The organism is Leclercia barmai (assembly GCF_049312895.1).
GTDB lineage: Bacteria > Pseudomonadota > Gammaproteobacteria > Enterobacterales > Enterobacteriaceae > Enterobacter > Enterobacter barmai.
In genome coordinates this window covers 77778-92200 of sequence record NZ_JBMNWZ010000005.1, presented here as the reverse complement: position 1 = coordinate 92200, position 14423 = coordinate 77778, and the positions used below count along the sequence as shown (strand labels likewise).

The 14423-nt window shown below is 59.0% G+C and carries 14 protein-coding genes and 1 riboswitch; of the genes, 7 read left to right on the top strand and 7 right to left on the bottom strand.

Annotated elements, in window-relative coordinates; genetic code table 11:
• Position 1 precedes the first annotated feature (1 nt).
• From ACOYA6_RS17970 to plsY, 3 genes are all read right to left on the bottom strand, one after another.
• Positions 2-304, bottom strand: a complete 303-nt coding sequence (locus ACOYA6_RS17970; RefSeq protein WP_039031754.1) for an urease subunit gamma — start codon at positions 302-304, stop codon at positions 2-4.
• Positions 305-314: 10 nt separating this feature from the next.
• Positions 315-1142, bottom strand: a complete 828-nt coding sequence (locus tag ACOYA6_RS17965; protein WP_422655149.1) for an urease accessory protein UreD — start codon at positions 1140-1142, stop codon at positions 315-317.
• Between the two features lie 213 nt (positions 1143-1355).
• Positions 1356-1970: a glycerol-3-phosphate 1-O-acyltransferase PlsY gene (plsY, locus tag ACOYA6_RS17960; protein ID WP_039031756.1), complete on the bottom strand. Its 615-nt coding sequence runs from the start codon at positions 1968-1970 to the stop codon at positions 1356-1358.
• Positions 1971-2077: 107 nt separating this feature from the next.
• Here plsY and folB point away from each other — a divergent pair, with 107 nt between their 5' ends.
• Together folB and bacA are read left to right on the top strand one after the other, a co-directional pair.
• Positions 2078-2446: a bifunctional dihydroneopterin aldolase/7,8-dihydroneopterin epimerase gene (folB, locus tag ACOYA6_RS17955; RefSeq protein ID WP_422655148.1), complete on the top strand. Its 369-nt coding sequence runs from the start codon at positions 2078-2080 to the stop codon at positions 2444-2446.
• A gap of 105 nt (positions 2447-2551) precedes the next feature.
• Entirely contained in the window at positions 2552-3370 is an 819-nt protein-coding gene (gene bacA, locus ACOYA6_RS17950; protein WP_039031758.1) for an undecaprenyl-diphosphate phosphatase, read from the top strand.
• 10 nt (positions 3371-3380) lie between these two features.
• Here bacA and ACOYA6_RS17945 read toward each other — a convergent pair whose 3' ends face one another.
• Together ACOYA6_RS17945 and ACOYA6_RS17940 are read right to left on the bottom strand one after the other, a co-directional pair.
• Positions 3381-4622: a multifunctional CCA addition/repair protein gene (locus tag ACOYA6_RS17945; RefSeq protein WP_422655147.1), complete on the bottom strand. Its 1242-nt coding sequence runs from the start codon at positions 4620-4622 to the stop codon at positions 3381-3383.
• 61 nt (positions 4623-4683) lie between these two features.
• The gene (locus ACOYA6_RS17940; protein WP_039031844.1) at positions 4684-5304 is read right to left on the bottom strand and encodes a TIGR04211 family SH3 domain-containing protein; all 621 of its coding nucleotides are present in this window, start codon (positions 5302-5304) and stop codon (positions 4684-4686) included.
• 238 nt (positions 5305-5542) lie between these two features.
• On the opposite strand from ACOYA6_RS17940, the gene ACOYA6_RS17935 reads away from it, so the two are divergent.
• The 3 genes from ACOYA6_RS17935 to hldE are packed head-to-tail and all read left to right on the top strand — an operon-like array spanning position 5543 to position 11192.
• Positions 5543-6844, top strand: a complete 1302-nt coding sequence (locus ACOYA6_RS17935; RefSeq protein WP_422655146.1) for a CYTH domain-containing protein — start codon at positions 5543-5545, stop codon at positions 6842-6844.
• Positions 6845-6862: 18 nt separating this feature from the next.
• Entirely contained in the window at positions 6863-9721 is a 2859-nt protein-coding gene (glnE, locus tag ACOYA6_RS17930) for a bifunctional [glutamate--ammonia ligase]-adenylyl-L-tyrosine phosphorylase/[glutamate--ammonia-ligase] adenylyltransferase (protein ID WP_422655145.1), read from the top strand.
• A 40-nt stretch (positions 9722-9761) separates the two neighbouring features.
• Positions 9762-11192, top strand: coding sequence for a bifunctional D-glycero-beta-D-manno-heptose-7-phosphate kinase/D-glycero-beta-D-manno-heptose 1-phosphate adenylyltransferase HldE (gene hldE / locus ACOYA6_RS17925; protein ID WP_138370241.1), 1431 nt, complete (start codon positions 9762-9764; stop codon positions 11190-11192).
• 76 nt (positions 11193-11268) lie between these two features.
• Here hldE and ubiK read toward each other — a convergent pair whose 3' ends face one another.
• On the bottom strand, positions 11269-11565 hold the full coding sequence (gene ubiK, locus ACOYA6_RS17920; protein ID WP_138370240.1) for a ubiquinone biosynthesis accessory factor UbiK: 297 nt from the start codon (positions 11563-11565) through the stop codon (positions 11269-11271).
• A gap of 120 nt (positions 11566-11685) precedes the next feature.
• Positions 11686-11836, top strand: a riboswitch (FMN riboswitch).
• 104 nt (positions 11837-11940) lie between these two features.
• Between ubiK and ribB the strand changes: the two genes are divergently transcribed.
• The gene (gene ribB, locus ACOYA6_RS17915; protein WP_422655144.1) at positions 11941-12594 is read left to right on the top strand and encodes a 3,4-dihydroxy-2-butanone-4-phosphate synthase; all 654 of its coding nucleotides are present in this window, start codon (positions 11941-11943) and stop codon (positions 12592-12594) included.
• Positions 12595-12635: 41 nt separating this feature from the next.
• Here ribB and zupT read toward each other — a convergent pair whose 3' ends face one another.
• A complete protein-coding gene (gene zupT, locus ACOYA6_RS17910; RefSeq protein ID WP_039031764.1) occupies positions 12636-13409 on the bottom strand; it encodes a zinc transporter ZupT in 774 nt (257 codons plus the stop codon).
• A 196-nt stretch (positions 13410-13605) separates the two neighbouring features.
• On the opposite strand from zupT, the gene ygiD reads away from it, so the two are divergent.
• A complete protein-coding gene (gene ygiD, locus ACOYA6_RS17905; RefSeq protein ID WP_422655143.1) occupies positions 13606-14394 on the top strand; it encodes a 4,5-DOPA-extradiol-dioxygenase in 789 nt (262 codons plus the stop codon).
• Positions 14395-14423: the final 29 nt, after the last annotated feature.

Sequence of the window (14423 nt, the reverse complement as noted above, 5' to 3'; positions counted from 1 at the left end):
CTCAGAGGATCGGGTTGTGGACGGTGACGAGCTTGGAGCCGTCCGGGAAGGTGGCCTCCACCTGAATGTCCGGGATCATCTCCGGCACGCCCTCCATCACCTGCGCGCGGGTCAGGACATGGCGGCCCGCTTCCATCAGTTCCGCAACCGTCTGCCCGTCGCGCGCCCCTTCCATAATGAAGGCGCTGATCAGGGCCACCGATTCCGGGTAATTGAGCTTCACGCCGCGGGCGAGGCGACGCTCCGCCACCAGCGCGGCGGTAAACAGCAACAGCTTGTCTTTTTCTCTGGGGGTCAGTTCCATCGTGCTTCTCTCAGGTGTGCCAGATGCGGGGCGAGCAGGGGGCTCTGGCGGTAAGTTGCGGACGCAGGTGCTGCCAGATCTCACGCATCGCCTGCTGGCAAATCAGGTTGTCATGGGCAAGAAAGCGCACCGACAGCAGGCCGTCGGTGAGGGTGGCTCCAGCAACCTGTTGCAGCGGGGCCAGCAGGGCGCGGACATCTTCCAGCTGCGCGTCGCTGGCGGGATAAAACAGCAGCGTGCCGATCCACGGATGTTCCGCCACCGGGGTCAGATCGCCGTCTGCCAGATGCTGGCGTTCGATTAACAGCGGCTCGCCCTCAAGCCAGACTTCGAGGCGGCTCTCAATACGACCGTGGCTAAAGGCTTCGTTGATCACCGGGCGGCCCAGGCAAAACAGCTCCCAGGCCAGCAGCGTGCTGCTGCGCTGGAGATGAAACACCGAGCGCAGGGCGGCGTTGCAGCCGGGGAAGAAAATCGTGTCCTGCGGCAGCCACTCGAGGGTTGCCTGCTCGTCCAGGGTGAAGTGCTGATCCAGCCGCGCCAGCGCGCCCGTGCTGCGATAGAACTTGCTGGCGCCGGGCATGGTGATCAGGGCATGACTTCCGGGCTCAAGATGGATCCCGATCGCCAGTTCATCCCCGCCGACAATCCCGCCAGGGGGATGCAGCAGGTAGAGATGGCAGGTTTCGCCTTCGGGATAGAACGGGCGTTGCACGGTGAGCGGCCCGACGTGGCGGGCAGAGTGAAGGAGGGTTTTTTCAGGCGTGTGGGAAAAGTGCAGCGCAAGGGATGCCTGCCAGCCTTTCGCTGTTTTTTCATGCGCCTGAGTTGCTGACATGCTTCATCCATCTGCTCGCCGTCGGGTCTTTTTAGTATGCCCTGGCGGAAATGAAGGCTGTCATATGAGTCGCTTATGGATGGGGGGCCGCAATGCCCGGCGGCGCTGCGCTTGCCGGGCCTACGGATGGTGCATGTTGTGGATTTTGTAGGCCGGGTAAGGCGCAGCCGCCACCCGGCTTCTCCGTCGCTCAACACCGGTGCCGCTAAAACCTTACTGCGGCTCTTTCTTCTTCCGCTTCAACTTGCTCCAGATCTTCGTCTCCTGGCGACGCCACAACCGCTGAATATTGTCATGATGACGCAACAGGATCAGACAAGAGAGCATCGACACCGGAAAGGTAAACTGCGGCTTAAACCACCAGACATAAAACGGGGCAATCAGCGCGCTGACGATGGCGCCAAGAGAAGAGTAACCGCTAAGCAACACGCTGAGCAGCCAGGTACCGGCCATCACGCCGGTCAGATCCCAGCCGATAGGCGCAATGGCACCGAAGGCAGTGGCGACGCCTTTTCCGCCTTTAAAACCAAAGAATACTGGCCAGATGTGGCCCAGACAGGCGGCAATCGCAATCAGCCCCAGCCAGAACGGCGTGACGCCCAGCGCATACGCGCCCCAGACGGGAAGCATTCCTTTCAGAACGTCAAAAATCAAAACCGCTACGGCTGCTCCTTTGCCGCCAATTCGTAGTACATTGGTCGCCCCCGGATTCCCGGAACCGCTTACGCGTGGGTCGGGTAACCCGGCAATACGGCAGACCAGAATGGCGCTGGAAATTGAGCCGCAAAGGTAGGCGAGGAGGATCATTCCAGGCGCGATTGCACTCATAACGCTGTTCCGTTTTGAAAATGTCGTTTTGTACTTAGCATCTGTGGATAATACGCATAATTCGCCGGGAGTGGTATCCGGTTTAGCCAAAAACCAGGCAGGTCGTGATGGATATAGTATTTATAGAGCAACTTTCGGTAATCACCACTATCGGGGTGTATGACTGGGAACAGACCATCGAACAGAAACTGGTGTTCGATATCGAAATGGGCTGGGATAACGTCGCCGCGGCAAAAAGCGATGATGTGAACGACTGTCTGAGCTATGCCGACGTGAGTGAAGCGGTCATCAGCCACGTAGAAGGCCAGCGTTTTGCGCTGGTGGAGCGCGTGGCTGAAGAGGTGGCGGAGCTGCTGCTGAGCCGCTTCAATTCCCCATGGGTGCGCATAAAACTCAGCAAGCCTGGCGCAGTGGTGCGGGCCGCCAACGTCGGCGTCATTATTGAGCGTAGCCAAAATCTGAAAGGAAATATTTAACGGTATAATAGTTAAACCAATTCCTGTTAAATCAGTCTTACAGCTGTTCCTTTTACGGTTACCCTCGCGGTAACCCGTTTTTTCTGTCTTTTTAGGGGTTTATTGATGAGCGATATGCACTCCCTGCTGGTGGCAGCAATACTGGGTGTGGTTGAAGGATTGACAGAGTTTTTGCCGGTTTCCAGTACAGGTCACATGATCATTGTCGGTCACCTGCTGGGGTTCGAGGGCGAAACGGCGAAAACCTTTGAAGTGGTGATCCAGTTAGGATCCATTCTGGCGGTGGTGGTGATGTTCTGGCGTCGCCTGTTCGGCCTGATTGGCATTCATTTTGGTCATCCGCCGCATGAAGGTTCCGGCAAAGGGCGTCTGACGCTGCTGCACATTCTGCTCGGCATGATCCCGGCGGTGGTGCTGGGGCTGGTGCTCCACGACACCATCAAGTCGCTGTTTAACCCGATTAACGTGATGTATGCCCTGGTGGTCGGCGGTGTTCTGCTGATTGCCGCCGAGCTGCTGAAGCCGAAAGAGCCGCGCGCACCGGGTCTGGATGATATGACCTACCGTCAGGCGTTTATGATTGGCTGCTTCCAGTGTCTGGCGCTGTGGCCGGGCTTCTCCCGCTCCGGGGCGACGATTTCAGGCGGGATGCTGATGGGCGTGAGCCGCTATGCGGCCTCTGAGTTCTCCTTCCTGCTGGCGGTGCCGATGATGATGGGCGCCACCGCGCTCGATCTCTACAAGAGCTACCACTTCCTGACCGCCGGCGACATCCCGATGTTTGCGGTGGGCTTTATCACCGCCTTTATCGTGGCGCTGATCGCCATCAAAACCTTCCTGCAGCTGATCAAGCGCATCTCATTTATCCCGTTCGCCATCTATCGCTTTATCGTGGCGGCCGCGGTTTACGTGGTCTTCTTCTGATTGCCCGCCCTCAGCCTTCAGGCTGGGGGCAACGCTTTTCCTTCCAGTCCGCTACCGCCTTAATCCGCCGTTTGGTTAACTCTTCCCGAATCTCCGGGCCTTTAAATCCGGCCTCGACCACCGCTTTCGTCGGCACGGCTTTCGCAACGATCCAGGCTTCGCGCAGCAACCGCCCCTGCGGATAATCGCAGGCTTCAAACCCGGTGCGCCCGCGCACGTCGGCTTCGCTGGTTAAGGCGATCTGCTCCACGCGCTGCGGCTTGCGCCAGGCGTCAATGCTGTCGAACAGCTTAACGATGGTGGCCGGTTTGAGGATCGGGAAGGTGTGGATCAGGTCATGGAACTCGGCGACCAGCTTCGCCAGATCGCGGATCTCATTAGGCACCCGCATCCGCTGGCAGACCTTTTCCACCAGACGCACGCCTGCCGGGCCGTGTCCGTGGTGGCGCGGCCATAATTCAGGCGGGGTTAATCCCTTGCCGAGGTCGTGGCAGAGGGTGGCAAAGCGGACATCCACCTCCGGGCTGAGCATCGCCGCCATGCTCAGGGTCATCAGGGTATGGATACCGGTATCGATCTCGGGGTGCCACTTCGCCGGGGCCGGTACGCCAAACAGCGCGTCCAGTTCCGGGAACAGCACCTTCAGCGCGCCGCAGTCGCGCAGCACCTGGAAGAAAACCTGCGGATTGCGCGTGGTCAGCGCATTCTCGGTCTCTTTCCACACGCGTTCGGGGGTAAGGTGTTCCAGCTCGCCTGCTTCGGTCATCGCGGTCATCAGCGCCATGGTTTCATCGGCGATGCGGAAGCTCAGATGGGCATAGCGGGCAGCAAAACGCGCCACGCGCAGTACGCGGAGCGGATCTTCGGAAAAAGCGGGGGAAACATGGCGCAGAATGCGGTTTTGCAGATCCGTCTGACCGCCGTAGGCATCAATAATATGGCCGTCTTCATCCTGCGCGAGGGCGTTGATGGTCAGGTCGCGGCGCTGTAAATCGTCTTCGAGGGTGACGTCCGGGTCGGCATGGCAGGTGAAACCGGTGTAGCCGACGCCGGATTTGCGCTCGGTACGCGCCAGAGCATACTCCTGGCGGCTTTGGGGGTGCAGAAAGACAGGAAAATCGCGGCCTACCTGCTGGTAGCCCGCATCGAGCATCTCCTGAGGGGTGGCTCCCACCACCACCCAGTCTTTATCTTTGACCGGCAGACCTAACAACGCATCACGAACCGCACCACCGACCAGATAAATCTTCACGCCACACTCTCCCGTATCAAAATTTGGCAAAATAATACGTAAGTGTGGCAGAGATAGCGATTTAGTTCATCCAGCGGTCTTTACGCTTACGGCTCGGCACCAGATGCGGCAGCACCAGACCCAGCAGCAGACCCATACCCAGCACGCCGCCGCCATACATAAACCACTGCATGATGATGGTGCGCTGTTTGTCATCCAGCTGCAGGTTGGCTGCGCTCACCTTTTTCTGGGCAACGATCAGCTCGTTTTTCAGCTTCTGGTTTTCGTCTTTGAGACCGTTGATCACCCCGTCGCTCTGGGCCACTTTCTGCTGCATTTCAGCCGTGCGCTGATTCCAGGTGGCGTCGATGTTGGTGAGTTTGTCGGTCAGGGTTTTGACCTGGTTTTCCAGATCCGGCACGCGGGTGCGCAGGCTTGGGCTGGTGCTAAGCTCTTTCAACGGGATCCACGCGGTACGGCCGCTGCTGTCGCGCACCTGGCCATAGCTGGAGTCGGCGTTGCTCTGTAACAGCACCACTTCCTCGCCGGCATTAATCGTACCCACGAGGCGATAATTGTCACCCGGTCCACTGCGTACCCAGGTATTCAGTTCGTCAGAAACGTAGCGTTTCTCTTCAGCGTGAACCGCTGTCGCGGCGCTAAAGGCAAGTAATGTCAGTCCGATTAGGCGTAATTTAAGCATCAGGCAGTCGTTATTTTCATAAAAAGTGGAACGATAGTAGTGGTAACGGCTTCTCCACGCAAAGGATTCGTCAGCATTCGGAATCCTCCGTGTACTGTTTGCCACTTTCGCAAACTCTACGGCCGTCAAATTGCTCATTGCGTGGCAATCTGGCGCAAAATACTATTTACTGACAAAAAACTGGCGAGTAAGTTCGCCTAAATTTACCCCGCAGTGCTGCAATCAAAAGAACAAGGCCATGGCTCAGGAAATCGAATTAAAGTTTATCGTTGAAAATGACAGCGTTGACGCGCTGAAAAACCATCTGCACCAGCTGACAGGTGAACATCACGAGCCGGTGCAACTGCTCAACATCTATTACGAAACCCAGGACCTGTGGCTGCGTCGCCATGATATGGGGCTGCGCATTCGCGGTGTTGATGGTCGCTACGAGATGACCATGAAAATCGCCGGTCACGTGGTCGGCGGCCTGCATCAGCGCCCGGAATACAATATTGAAATTGACCAGCCTGCGCTGGATCTGGCGCGCTTCCCGGCGGAAGTATGGCCGGAAGGCCAGTTGCCTGAAGGGCTGCAGGAGAGCGCCAGCCCGCTATTCAGCACCGATTTCTGGCGCGAAAAGTGGCTGGTGAACGAAGGGAAAAGCCGCATCGAAATCGCCCTCGACCGGGGCGAGGTGAAAGCGGGTGAGTTCCAGGAACCCATCTGCGAGCTGGAGCTTGAGCTGCTGGAAGGCCACGCCGATGACGTGCTGAAGCTGGCGCGCAAGCTGGTGACCCAGAGCGGTCTGCGTCAGGGGAGCCTGAGCAAGGCGGCCCGTGGCTATCATCTGGCCCAGGGCAATGCGCCGCGCACCCTGAAACCGCTTGAGATTATGCGTGTCGCACCAAAATCGTCCATCGAGCAGGGGTTTGAAGCCTCGCTGGAGCTGGCGCTGAGCCAGTGGCAATACCACGAAGAGCTGTGGGTCCGCGGCGTGAAAGGGGCGAAAGCCGAGGTGCTGGCGGCGATGGCGCTGGTGCGCCACAGCCTGACGCTGTTCGGCGGTATTGTTCCACGTAAAGCGAGTGCTCACTTACGGGATCTGCTGACCCAGACCGAAACCCTGATGGCGTCGGATGTCTCTGCCGAGACGGCGGTCTACAGCCCGCAAACAGCTACCGCGAAACTGGCGCTGACCGAGTTTCTGGTGACCCGCGGCTGGCGCACCTTCCTGGATGCAAAAGCGCAGGCCAAAATTGCCGATAACTTCAAGCGTTTCGCCGATATCCAGCTCTCCCGCCACGCGGCGGAACTGAAAACCATTTTCGCCCATCCGCTGGGCGACCAGTATGGCGATCAGCTGATTCGTCTGGCGCGTAACGTCGACAGCATGCTGCTTCTGTCAGGGGCGTACGACGGCCCGGTGGCCCGCGCCTGGCTGGAAAACTGGCAGGGGCTGCTGTATGCCATTAAGACCCGCCAGCACATTGAAATTGAGCATTTCCGTAACGAAGCCATTTCGCAGGAGCCATTCTGGCTGCACAGCGGAAAACGTTAACGCAGGCAAGGAACCCCCATGATGCCGCTTTCTTCACCCTTACAGCAGCAGTGGCAGACGGTATGTGAGCGTCTGCCGGAAGCACTACCCGCCTCGTCATTAAGCGAGCAGGCCCGGCAGATGCTGGCGTTCAGCGACTTTGTCCAGGAGAGCGTCACCGCCCATCCTGACTGGCTGACTGAACTTGAGGCCGCGCCGCCCCAGGCGGATGAGTGGCAGCACTACGCCCGGTGGTTAGGCGACGCGCTGGCGGAGGTCAGCGATGAAGCCGCGCTGATGCGGGTGCTGCGCCACTTCCGCCGTCGGGTGATGGTGCGCATCGCCTGGGCGCAGGCGCTGATGCTGGTGAGTGAAGAGAGCACGTTGCAGCAGTTAAGTCACCTGGCGGAAACCCTGATCGTCGCCGCGCGCGACTGGCTGTACGACGCCTGCTGCCGGGAATGGGGCACGCCGTGCAGCGATGAAGGCACCCCGCAGCCGCTGCTGATTTTAGGGATGGGCAAGCTCGGCGGCGGTGAACTCAATTTCTCGTCGGACATCGACCTGATCTTCGCCTGGCCGGAGAAGGGCACCACCCGCGGTGGACGCCGTGAGCTGGATAACGCCCAGTTCTTTACCCGTCTGGGTCAGCGGCTGATTAAGGCCCTGGATCAACCCACGCAGGATGGCTTTGTCTATCGCGTGGATATGCGCCTGCGTCCGTTCGGCGACAGCGGCCCATTGGTGCTGAGCTTTGCCGCGCTGGAAGACTATTACCAGGAGCAGGGGCGCGACTGGGAGCGCTACGCGATGGTTAAGGCGCGGATCATGGGCGATAACGACGGCGCCTATGCCTCTGAGCTGCGCGCCATGCTGCGCCCGTTCGTGTTCCGTCGCTACATTGACTTCAGCGTTATTCAGTCGCTGCGCAACATGAAAGGGATGATTGCCCGGGAAGTGCGGCGTCGCGGCCTGAAAGACAACATCAAGCTGGGGGCGGGCGGCATCCGCGAGATCGAGTTTATTGTCCAGGTATTCCAGCTGATCCGCGGCGGACGCGAGCCGTCGCTGCAGTCCCGCTCGCTGCTGCCGACGCTTGAGGCTATCGCGCAGCTTAACCTGCTGGCGGAAGGCGACGCGCAAATCCTGCGTGACGCCTACCTCTTTTTGCGTCGGCTGGAGAACCTGCTGCAGAGCATTAACGACGAACAAACCCAGACCCTGCCGGGGGATGAACTCAATCGCGCCCGCCTCGCCTGGGGCATGCGCGTGGACGACTGGCAGGCGCTGACCGACGCGCTGGATGCGCATATGGCAGCGGTACGACGTATTTTTAACGACCTGATTGGCGACGATGAAAGCGAATCGCAGGATGATGAGCTGTCCGAGCACTGGCGCGAGCTGTGGCAGGATGCGCTGCAGGAAGATGACACCACCCCGGTGCTGGCGCATTTAAGTGACGACGACCGTCATCGGGTGGTGGCGCTGATTGCCGACTTCCGCCTTGAGCTGAATAAGCGCGCCATTGGCCCGCGCGGGCGGCAGGTGCTCGACCACCTGATGCCGCACCTGCTCAGCGACGTCTGCTCCCGCGCCGATGCCCCGGTGCCGCTGTCGCGCCTGACTCCGCTGCTCAGCGGGATCATCACCCGTACCACCTATCTGGAGCTGCTGAGCGAGTTCCCTGGCGCGCTTAAGCACCTGATTTCGCTCTGTGCCGCCTCGCCGATGGTGGCGACCAAGCTGGCGCGCTATCCGCTGCTGCTGGATGAGCTGCTCGATCCCAACACCCTCTATCAGCCGACTGCGACCGACGCCTACCGGGACGAGCTGCGTCAGTATCTGCTGCGCGTGCCGGAAGAGGACGAAGAGCAACAGCTGGAGGCGCTGCGCCAGTTTAAGCAGGCGCAGCTGCTGCGCGTGGCCGCTGCCGATATCGCCGGAACGCTGCCGGTAATGAAAGTGAGCGATCACTTAACCTGGCTGGCGGAAGCCATTATCGATGCCGTGGTCCATCAGGCATGGGTGCAGATGGTGGCGCGTTACGGCCAGCCGAAGCACCTGGCCGATCGGGAAGGGCGCGGCTTTGCGGTGGTGGGATACGGCAAGCTGGGCGGCTGGGAGCTGGGCTACAGCTCCGATCTGGATCTGATTTTCCTGCACGACTGCCCGGTGGATGTGATGACCGACGGCGAGCGTGAGATCGACGGGCGTCAGTTCTACCTGCGACTGGCCCAGCGCATCATGCACCTGTTCAGCACCCGCACCTCGTCGGGCATTCTGTATGAAGTGGATGCCCGCCTGCGTCCGTCCGGGGCGGCGGGCATGCTGGTGACATCCACCGAGTCGTTCGCCGAGTATCAGAAGAACGAGGCCTGGACGTGGGAACATCAGGCCCTGGTGCGCGCCCGGGTGGTATACGGCGATCCGCAGCTGAAAGCGCAGTTCGATGCCATTCGTCGTGACGTGCTCACCGCCACGCGAGAGGGCCAGACGCTGCAGACCGAGGTGCGCGAGATGCGCGAGAAAATGCGCGCCCATCTTGGGAACAAACACAAGGATCGCTTTGATATTAAAGCCGATGAGGGCGGTATCACCGATATTGAGTTTATTACCCAGTATCTGGTGCTGCGCGACGCCCACGCCAAACCGAAGCTGACCCGCTGGTCGGATAACGTGCGCATTCTGGAACTGCTGGCTCAGAACGACATTATGGACGAGCACGAGGCGCTGGCGCTGACCCGGGCTTACACCACGCTGCGCGATGAGCTGCACCATCTGGCGCTGCAGGAGCAGCCCGGTCATCTGCCGCTCGACTGCTTTAACGCCGAGCGAGAGCTGGTGCGCGCCTGCTGGCAGAAGTGGCTGGTGGAACCGTGCGTAACAAAACAAGTGTGATATTATCGCGCGCAAATTGTGAATCTTTCTGGAGTCAGGAATGAAAGTAACACTGCCAGAGTTTGAACGTGCTGGAGTTATGGTTGTTGGCGATGTCATGCTGGATCGCTACTGGTATGGGCCAACCAGCCGCATTTCCCCGGAAGCCCCGGTCCCGGTGGTGAAGGTGGATACCATTGAAGAGCGTCCTGGCGGCGCGGCAAACGTGGCGATGAACATTGCGTCTCTCGGCGCGCATTCCCGTCTGGTGGGCTTAACCGGCATCGACGACGCCGCACGGGCGCTGAGCAAGACGCTGGCGGATGTGAACGTCAAATGTGATTTCGTTTCTGTTCCGACGCACCCGACCATCACCAAGCTGCGCGTGCTGTCGCGCAACCAGCAGCTGATCCGCCTCGATTTTGAAGAGGGCTTTGAAGGCGTGGATCCTGAGCCGCTGCACGAGCGCATCAACCAGGCGCTGGGCAACATCGGCGCGCTGGTGCTCTCCGACTACGCGAAAGGGGCGCTGGCCAGCGTTCAGCAGATGATCAAACTGGCGCGTGCTGCCGGTGTGCCGGTGCTGATCGACCCGAAAGGCACCGACTTCGAGCGCTATCGCGGGGCGACGCTCCTGACGCCTAACCTCTCTGAATTTGAAGCGGTGGCGGGTAAATGCAAAACCGAGGATGAGATTGTCGAGCGCGGCATGAAGATCATCGCTGATTTTGACTTCTCCGCCCTGCTGGTGACCCGTTCCGAACAGGGGATGACCCTGCTGCAGCCGGGCAAAGCGCCGCTGCATATGCCAACCCAGGCGCAGGAAGTGTATGACGTCACCGGTGCGGGCGATACGGTGATTGGCGTGCTGGCGGCCACCCTGGCGGCGGGCAACACCCTGGAAGAGGCCTGCTATTTTGCTAACGCCGCTGCAGGCGTTGTGGTAGGCAAATTGGGTACCTCTACCGTTTCGCCAATCGAGCTGGAAAACGCGGTGCGCGGTCGTGCCGATACCGGTTTTGGCGTGATGAGCGAAGACGAGCTGAAAGTGGCCGTTGCCGCCGCGCGTAAGCGTGGTGAAAAAGTGGTGATGACCAACGGCGTGTTCGACATTCTGCACGCGGGTCACGTCTCTTATCTGGCGAACGCGCGCAAGCTGGGCGATCGCCTGATTGTGGCGGTGAACAGCGATGCGTCTACCAAACGTTTGAAGGGCGAAACCCGTCCGGTTAACCCGCTTGAGCAGCGGATGATCGTGCTGGGCGCGCTGGAAGCGGTGGACTGGGTCGTCTCGTTCGAAGAAGACACCCCACAGCGTCTGATTGCCGGGATCCTGCCGGATCTGCTGGTTAAGGGCGGTGACTACAAGCCTGAACAGATCGCGGGTAGCGAAGAGGTGTGGGCTAACGGCGGGGAAGTGATGGTGCTCAACTTTGAGGACGGGTGTTCAACCACCAACATCATTAAGAAGATCCAGAAAGACAGCAAGTAGCCGGTGCGGGCTGATGCCCTCACCCCAACATAAGCTTGTAGGCCCGGTAAGCGAAGCGCCACCGGGCGTTACAGGCTTAAGCCTGATCGTCCACCGGTGGGATCGCCGGGGCCGGTTTTACTTCATCAACAACATTACGGTTTTCCAGCTCGGTCAGGCGCTGCTCCAGCAGGGCAATCTTCTCGCGGGTGCGCAACAGCACCTGCGTCTGCACGTCAAATTCTTCACGGCTGACCAGATCCAGACGCATCAGCTGCGCCTGCAGCACCTGGCGGATCTTTTTCTCAACGTCATCACCAAACTCACGCACGCCTTTTGGCATGGATTCATGGACCTGGCGGGCAAGTTGTTCAATTTTTTTTGGGTCGATCATCATAGTTCCCTTGAAGAAAAGGTGTTTAGAACCATTGTAGCGCGTTACGGGGATCCTTAAACCAGAATTGTGTGAAGCTTATGCGTTGCCGAACATAATCATTAGCGTTATAGTTATCCCGCTTATTCTCAGGGCGGGGCGAAATTCCCCACCGGCGGTAAATCAACACCATGTTGAAAGCCCGCGAGCGCTTTGGGTGCAAACTCAAAGGTCAGCAGATCCGGTGTAATTCCGGGGCCGACGGTTAAAGTCCGGATGGGAGAGAGTAACGAACCAGCCGGGCGAGGCCCGCTCACGTTATTTTTTTGCCGTACTACGGCGCTCCTAAGACTGCCCTGATTCTGGTAACCATAATTTTAATGAGGTTTTTTTACCATGAATCAGACGCTCCTTTCCTCTTTCGGTACCTCTACTGACCGTGTTGAGCATGCGCTTGCTGCGCTTCGCGAAGGCCGCGGCGTGATGGTGCTTGACGATGAAGATCGTGAAAACGAAGGCGATATGATTTTCGCCGCCGAAACCATGACCGTTGAACAGATGGCGCTGACCATCCGTCACGGCAGCGGTATTGTTTGCCTGTGTATCACCGAAGATCGCCGTAAACAGCTGGAACTGCCTATGATGGTAGAGAACAACACCAGCGCTTACGGAACCGGTTTTACCGTCACCATCGAAGCCGCCAGCGGCGTGACCACTGGCGTCTCTGCCGCTGACCGCGTTACCACCGTGCGTGCAGCCATTGCCGATGGGGCAAAACCTTCTGACCTGAATCGCCCAGGCCATGTCTTCCCGCTGCGCGCGCAGCCGGGCGGCGTCCTGACTCGCGGCGGTCACACCGAAGCGACTATCGATCTGGTGACGCTGGCAGGCTTCAAACCCGCCGGTGTCCTGTGTGAACTGACCAATGATGATGGCTCTATGGCTCGTGCGCCGGAGTGCATCGACTTTGCGGTTAAACACAACATGGCTGTTGTGACTATCGAAGATCTGGTGGCGTATCGCCAGGCGAACGAGCGCAAAGCCAGCTGATAACGCAGCATAAAAAACGCCGGGTTAACCCGGCGTTTTTTTTATCCTATTCCTGCCGTCTGGAGCAGCACCAGACTGAGTCCCATCACCGACATCCCGCACAGCACGCCGTAGCTGGGGTTATTATTCGGGTCGATCTCTTTGGCGAGCGGCATCAGCTCATCTACCGACAGCGCCACCATAATGCCCGCCACTGCCGCCATAATGGCTGCCATCACGATCGGCGAGATCAGGCTGCCGAGAATAAGCCAGGCCAGCACGCCGCCCGCGATCTCCGCCATCCCGGAAATACCTGCCCAGAACACCGCTTTACGCTTTGACCCGGTAGCCGCATAGACCGGCCCGGCAACCGCCAGCCCTTCAGGGATATTGTGCAACGCCACCGCCAGGGCAATGCCAAAGCCTAACTCCAGATTGTTGCTGGCGGTCACGTAAGTAGCAACGCCTTCGGGGAAGTTATGCAGGCTGATACCCAGGGTCAGCAGCAGCGCGGTACGACGCAGATTGCGCGGCAGCGGCTGAGTTCCTTTTTGCATCAGATCCTGCGGGTGCGCATGGGGTAACATTCTGTCCAGCGCAAAATAGCCCAGCAGGCCAAAGACAAACATCCCGTAGCCAAGCACCGGCGACATACCTTCGGTGCCAAGGGCGGCGGGTAGCATCTCCATCAGGGAGATGAGCAGCATAATCCCGGCGGCAAAGCCGAGGGAAAATGCCAGCACGCGGTTTGAGGGCTTCTGGCCCAGCACGCCGAGCATGGCGCCGATAAAGGTGGCGGCGCCTGCAAGAATAGTCAGAATCAGGGGAACTGACATTCACCTCTCCTTATGATAATGATTCTCATTCATATTAAAGGCTAAACGCGCGTAAAGCGAGCGGGTATAGTGGCCTTTACAGATCCCTTACATTCAAATTTCCTGATGATCTTCATCATGGTTATCTGAGTTCATCTTATCCTGATAACAGGTAAGGTAAAGCTATCAAATCGACATCTTGTGTAAGGATATCATCATGACATCTTCTCGTATGCCAGCGCTGTTTTTGGGCCACGGTAGCCCCATGAACGTGCTGGAGGATAACGTCTATACTCGCGCCTGGCGTCATCTGGGAGAGACGTTGCCACGTCCGAAAGCGATCGTGGTGATTTCTGCACACTGGTTTACCCGTGGCACCGGCGTCACCGCGATGGAAGCGCCGAAAACGATTCATGATTTTGGTGGTTTTCCGCAGGCGCTGTACGACACGCACTACCCGGCACCGGGTTCGCCGGCCCTGGCGCAGCGGCTGGTGGAGCTGCTGGCACCTGTCCCGGTCGCTCTGGATAAAGAGGCGTGGGGTTTTGACCATGGCTCCTGGGGCGTGCTGATAAAAATGTATCCCGATGCCGATATCCCGATGGTGCAGCTGAGTATCGACAGCACCAAACCCGCGGCCTGGCACCTGGAGACAGGCAAGAAGCTTGCGGCGCTGCGTGACGAGGGCATCATGCTGGTGGCCAGCGGCAACGTGGTGCATAACCTGCGCACCGCCCGCTGGCATGGTGAAAACACGCCATATCCGTGGGCGACATCGTTCAACGATTACGTAAAAGAAAACCTGACCTGGCAGGGGCCAGCAGAGGAACATCCGCTGGTGAACTATCTCGCGCACGACGGCGGTTCACTCTCCAACCCGACGGCGGAACATTTCCTGCCGCTGCTCTATATCTTAGGCGCGTGGGATGGTCAGGAACCGATTACGACTCCGGTGGACGGCATCGAGATGGGCAGTTTGAGTATGTTGTCGGTGCAGGTGGGGTAATCAATAAATGCCGGGTGGCGGCTTCGCCT

What these genes read in the sequence shown, in the direction of transcription:
- ACOYA6_RS17970 (WP_039031754.1), bottom strand. Translation starts at nt 304, where the DNA reads ATGGAACTGACCCCCAGAGAAAAAGACAAGCTGTTGCTGTTTACCGCC.
- ribB (WP_422655144.1), top strand. Translation starts at nt 11,941, where the DNA reads ATGAATCAGACGCTCCTTTCCTCTTTCGGTACCTCTACTGACCGTGTT.
- ACOYA6_RS17940 (WP_039031844.1), bottom strand. Translation starts at nt 5,304, where the DNA reads ATGCTTAAATTACGCCTAATCGGACTGACATTACTTGCCTTTAGCGCC.
- hldE (WP_138370241.1), top strand. Translation starts at nt 9,762, where the DNA reads ATGAAAGTAACACTGCCAGAGTTTGAACGTGCTGGAGTTATGGTTGTT.
- ACOYA6_RS17965 (WP_422655149.1), bottom strand. Translation starts at nt 1,142, where the DNA reads ATGTCAGCAACTCAGGCGCATGAAAAAACAGCGAAAGGCTGGCAGGCA.
- ubiK (WP_138370240.1), bottom strand. Translation starts at nt 11,565, where the DNA reads ATGATCGACCCAAAAAAAATTGAACAACTTGCCCGCCAGGTCCATGAA.
- bacA (WP_039031758.1), top strand. Translation starts at nt 2,552, where the DNA reads ATGAGCGATATGCACTCCCTGCTGGTGGCAGCAATACTGGGTGTGGTT.
- plsY (WP_039031756.1), bottom strand. Translation starts at nt 1,970, where the DNA reads ATGAGTGCAATCGCGCCTGGAATGATCCTCCTCGCCTACCTTTGCGGC.
- ACOYA6_RS17935 (WP_422655146.1), top strand. Translation starts at nt 5,543, where the DNA reads ATGGCTCAGGAAATCGAATTAAAGTTTATCGTTGAAAATGACAGCGTT.
- ygiD (WP_422655143.1), top strand. Translation starts at nt 13,606, where the DNA reads ATGACATCTTCTCGTATGCCAGCGCTGTTTTTGGGCCACGGTAGCCCC.
- folB (WP_422655148.1), top strand. Translation starts at nt 2,078, where the DNA reads ATGGATATAGTATTTATAGAGCAACTTTCGGTAATCACCACTATCGGG.
- glnE (WP_422655145.1), top strand. Translation starts at nt 6,863, where the DNA reads ATGATGCCGCTTTCTTCACCCTTACAGCAGCAGTGGCAGACGGTATGT.
- zupT (WP_039031764.1), bottom strand. Translation starts at nt 13,409, where the DNA reads ATGTCAGTTCCCCTGATTCTGACTATTCTTGCAGGCGCCGCCACCTTT.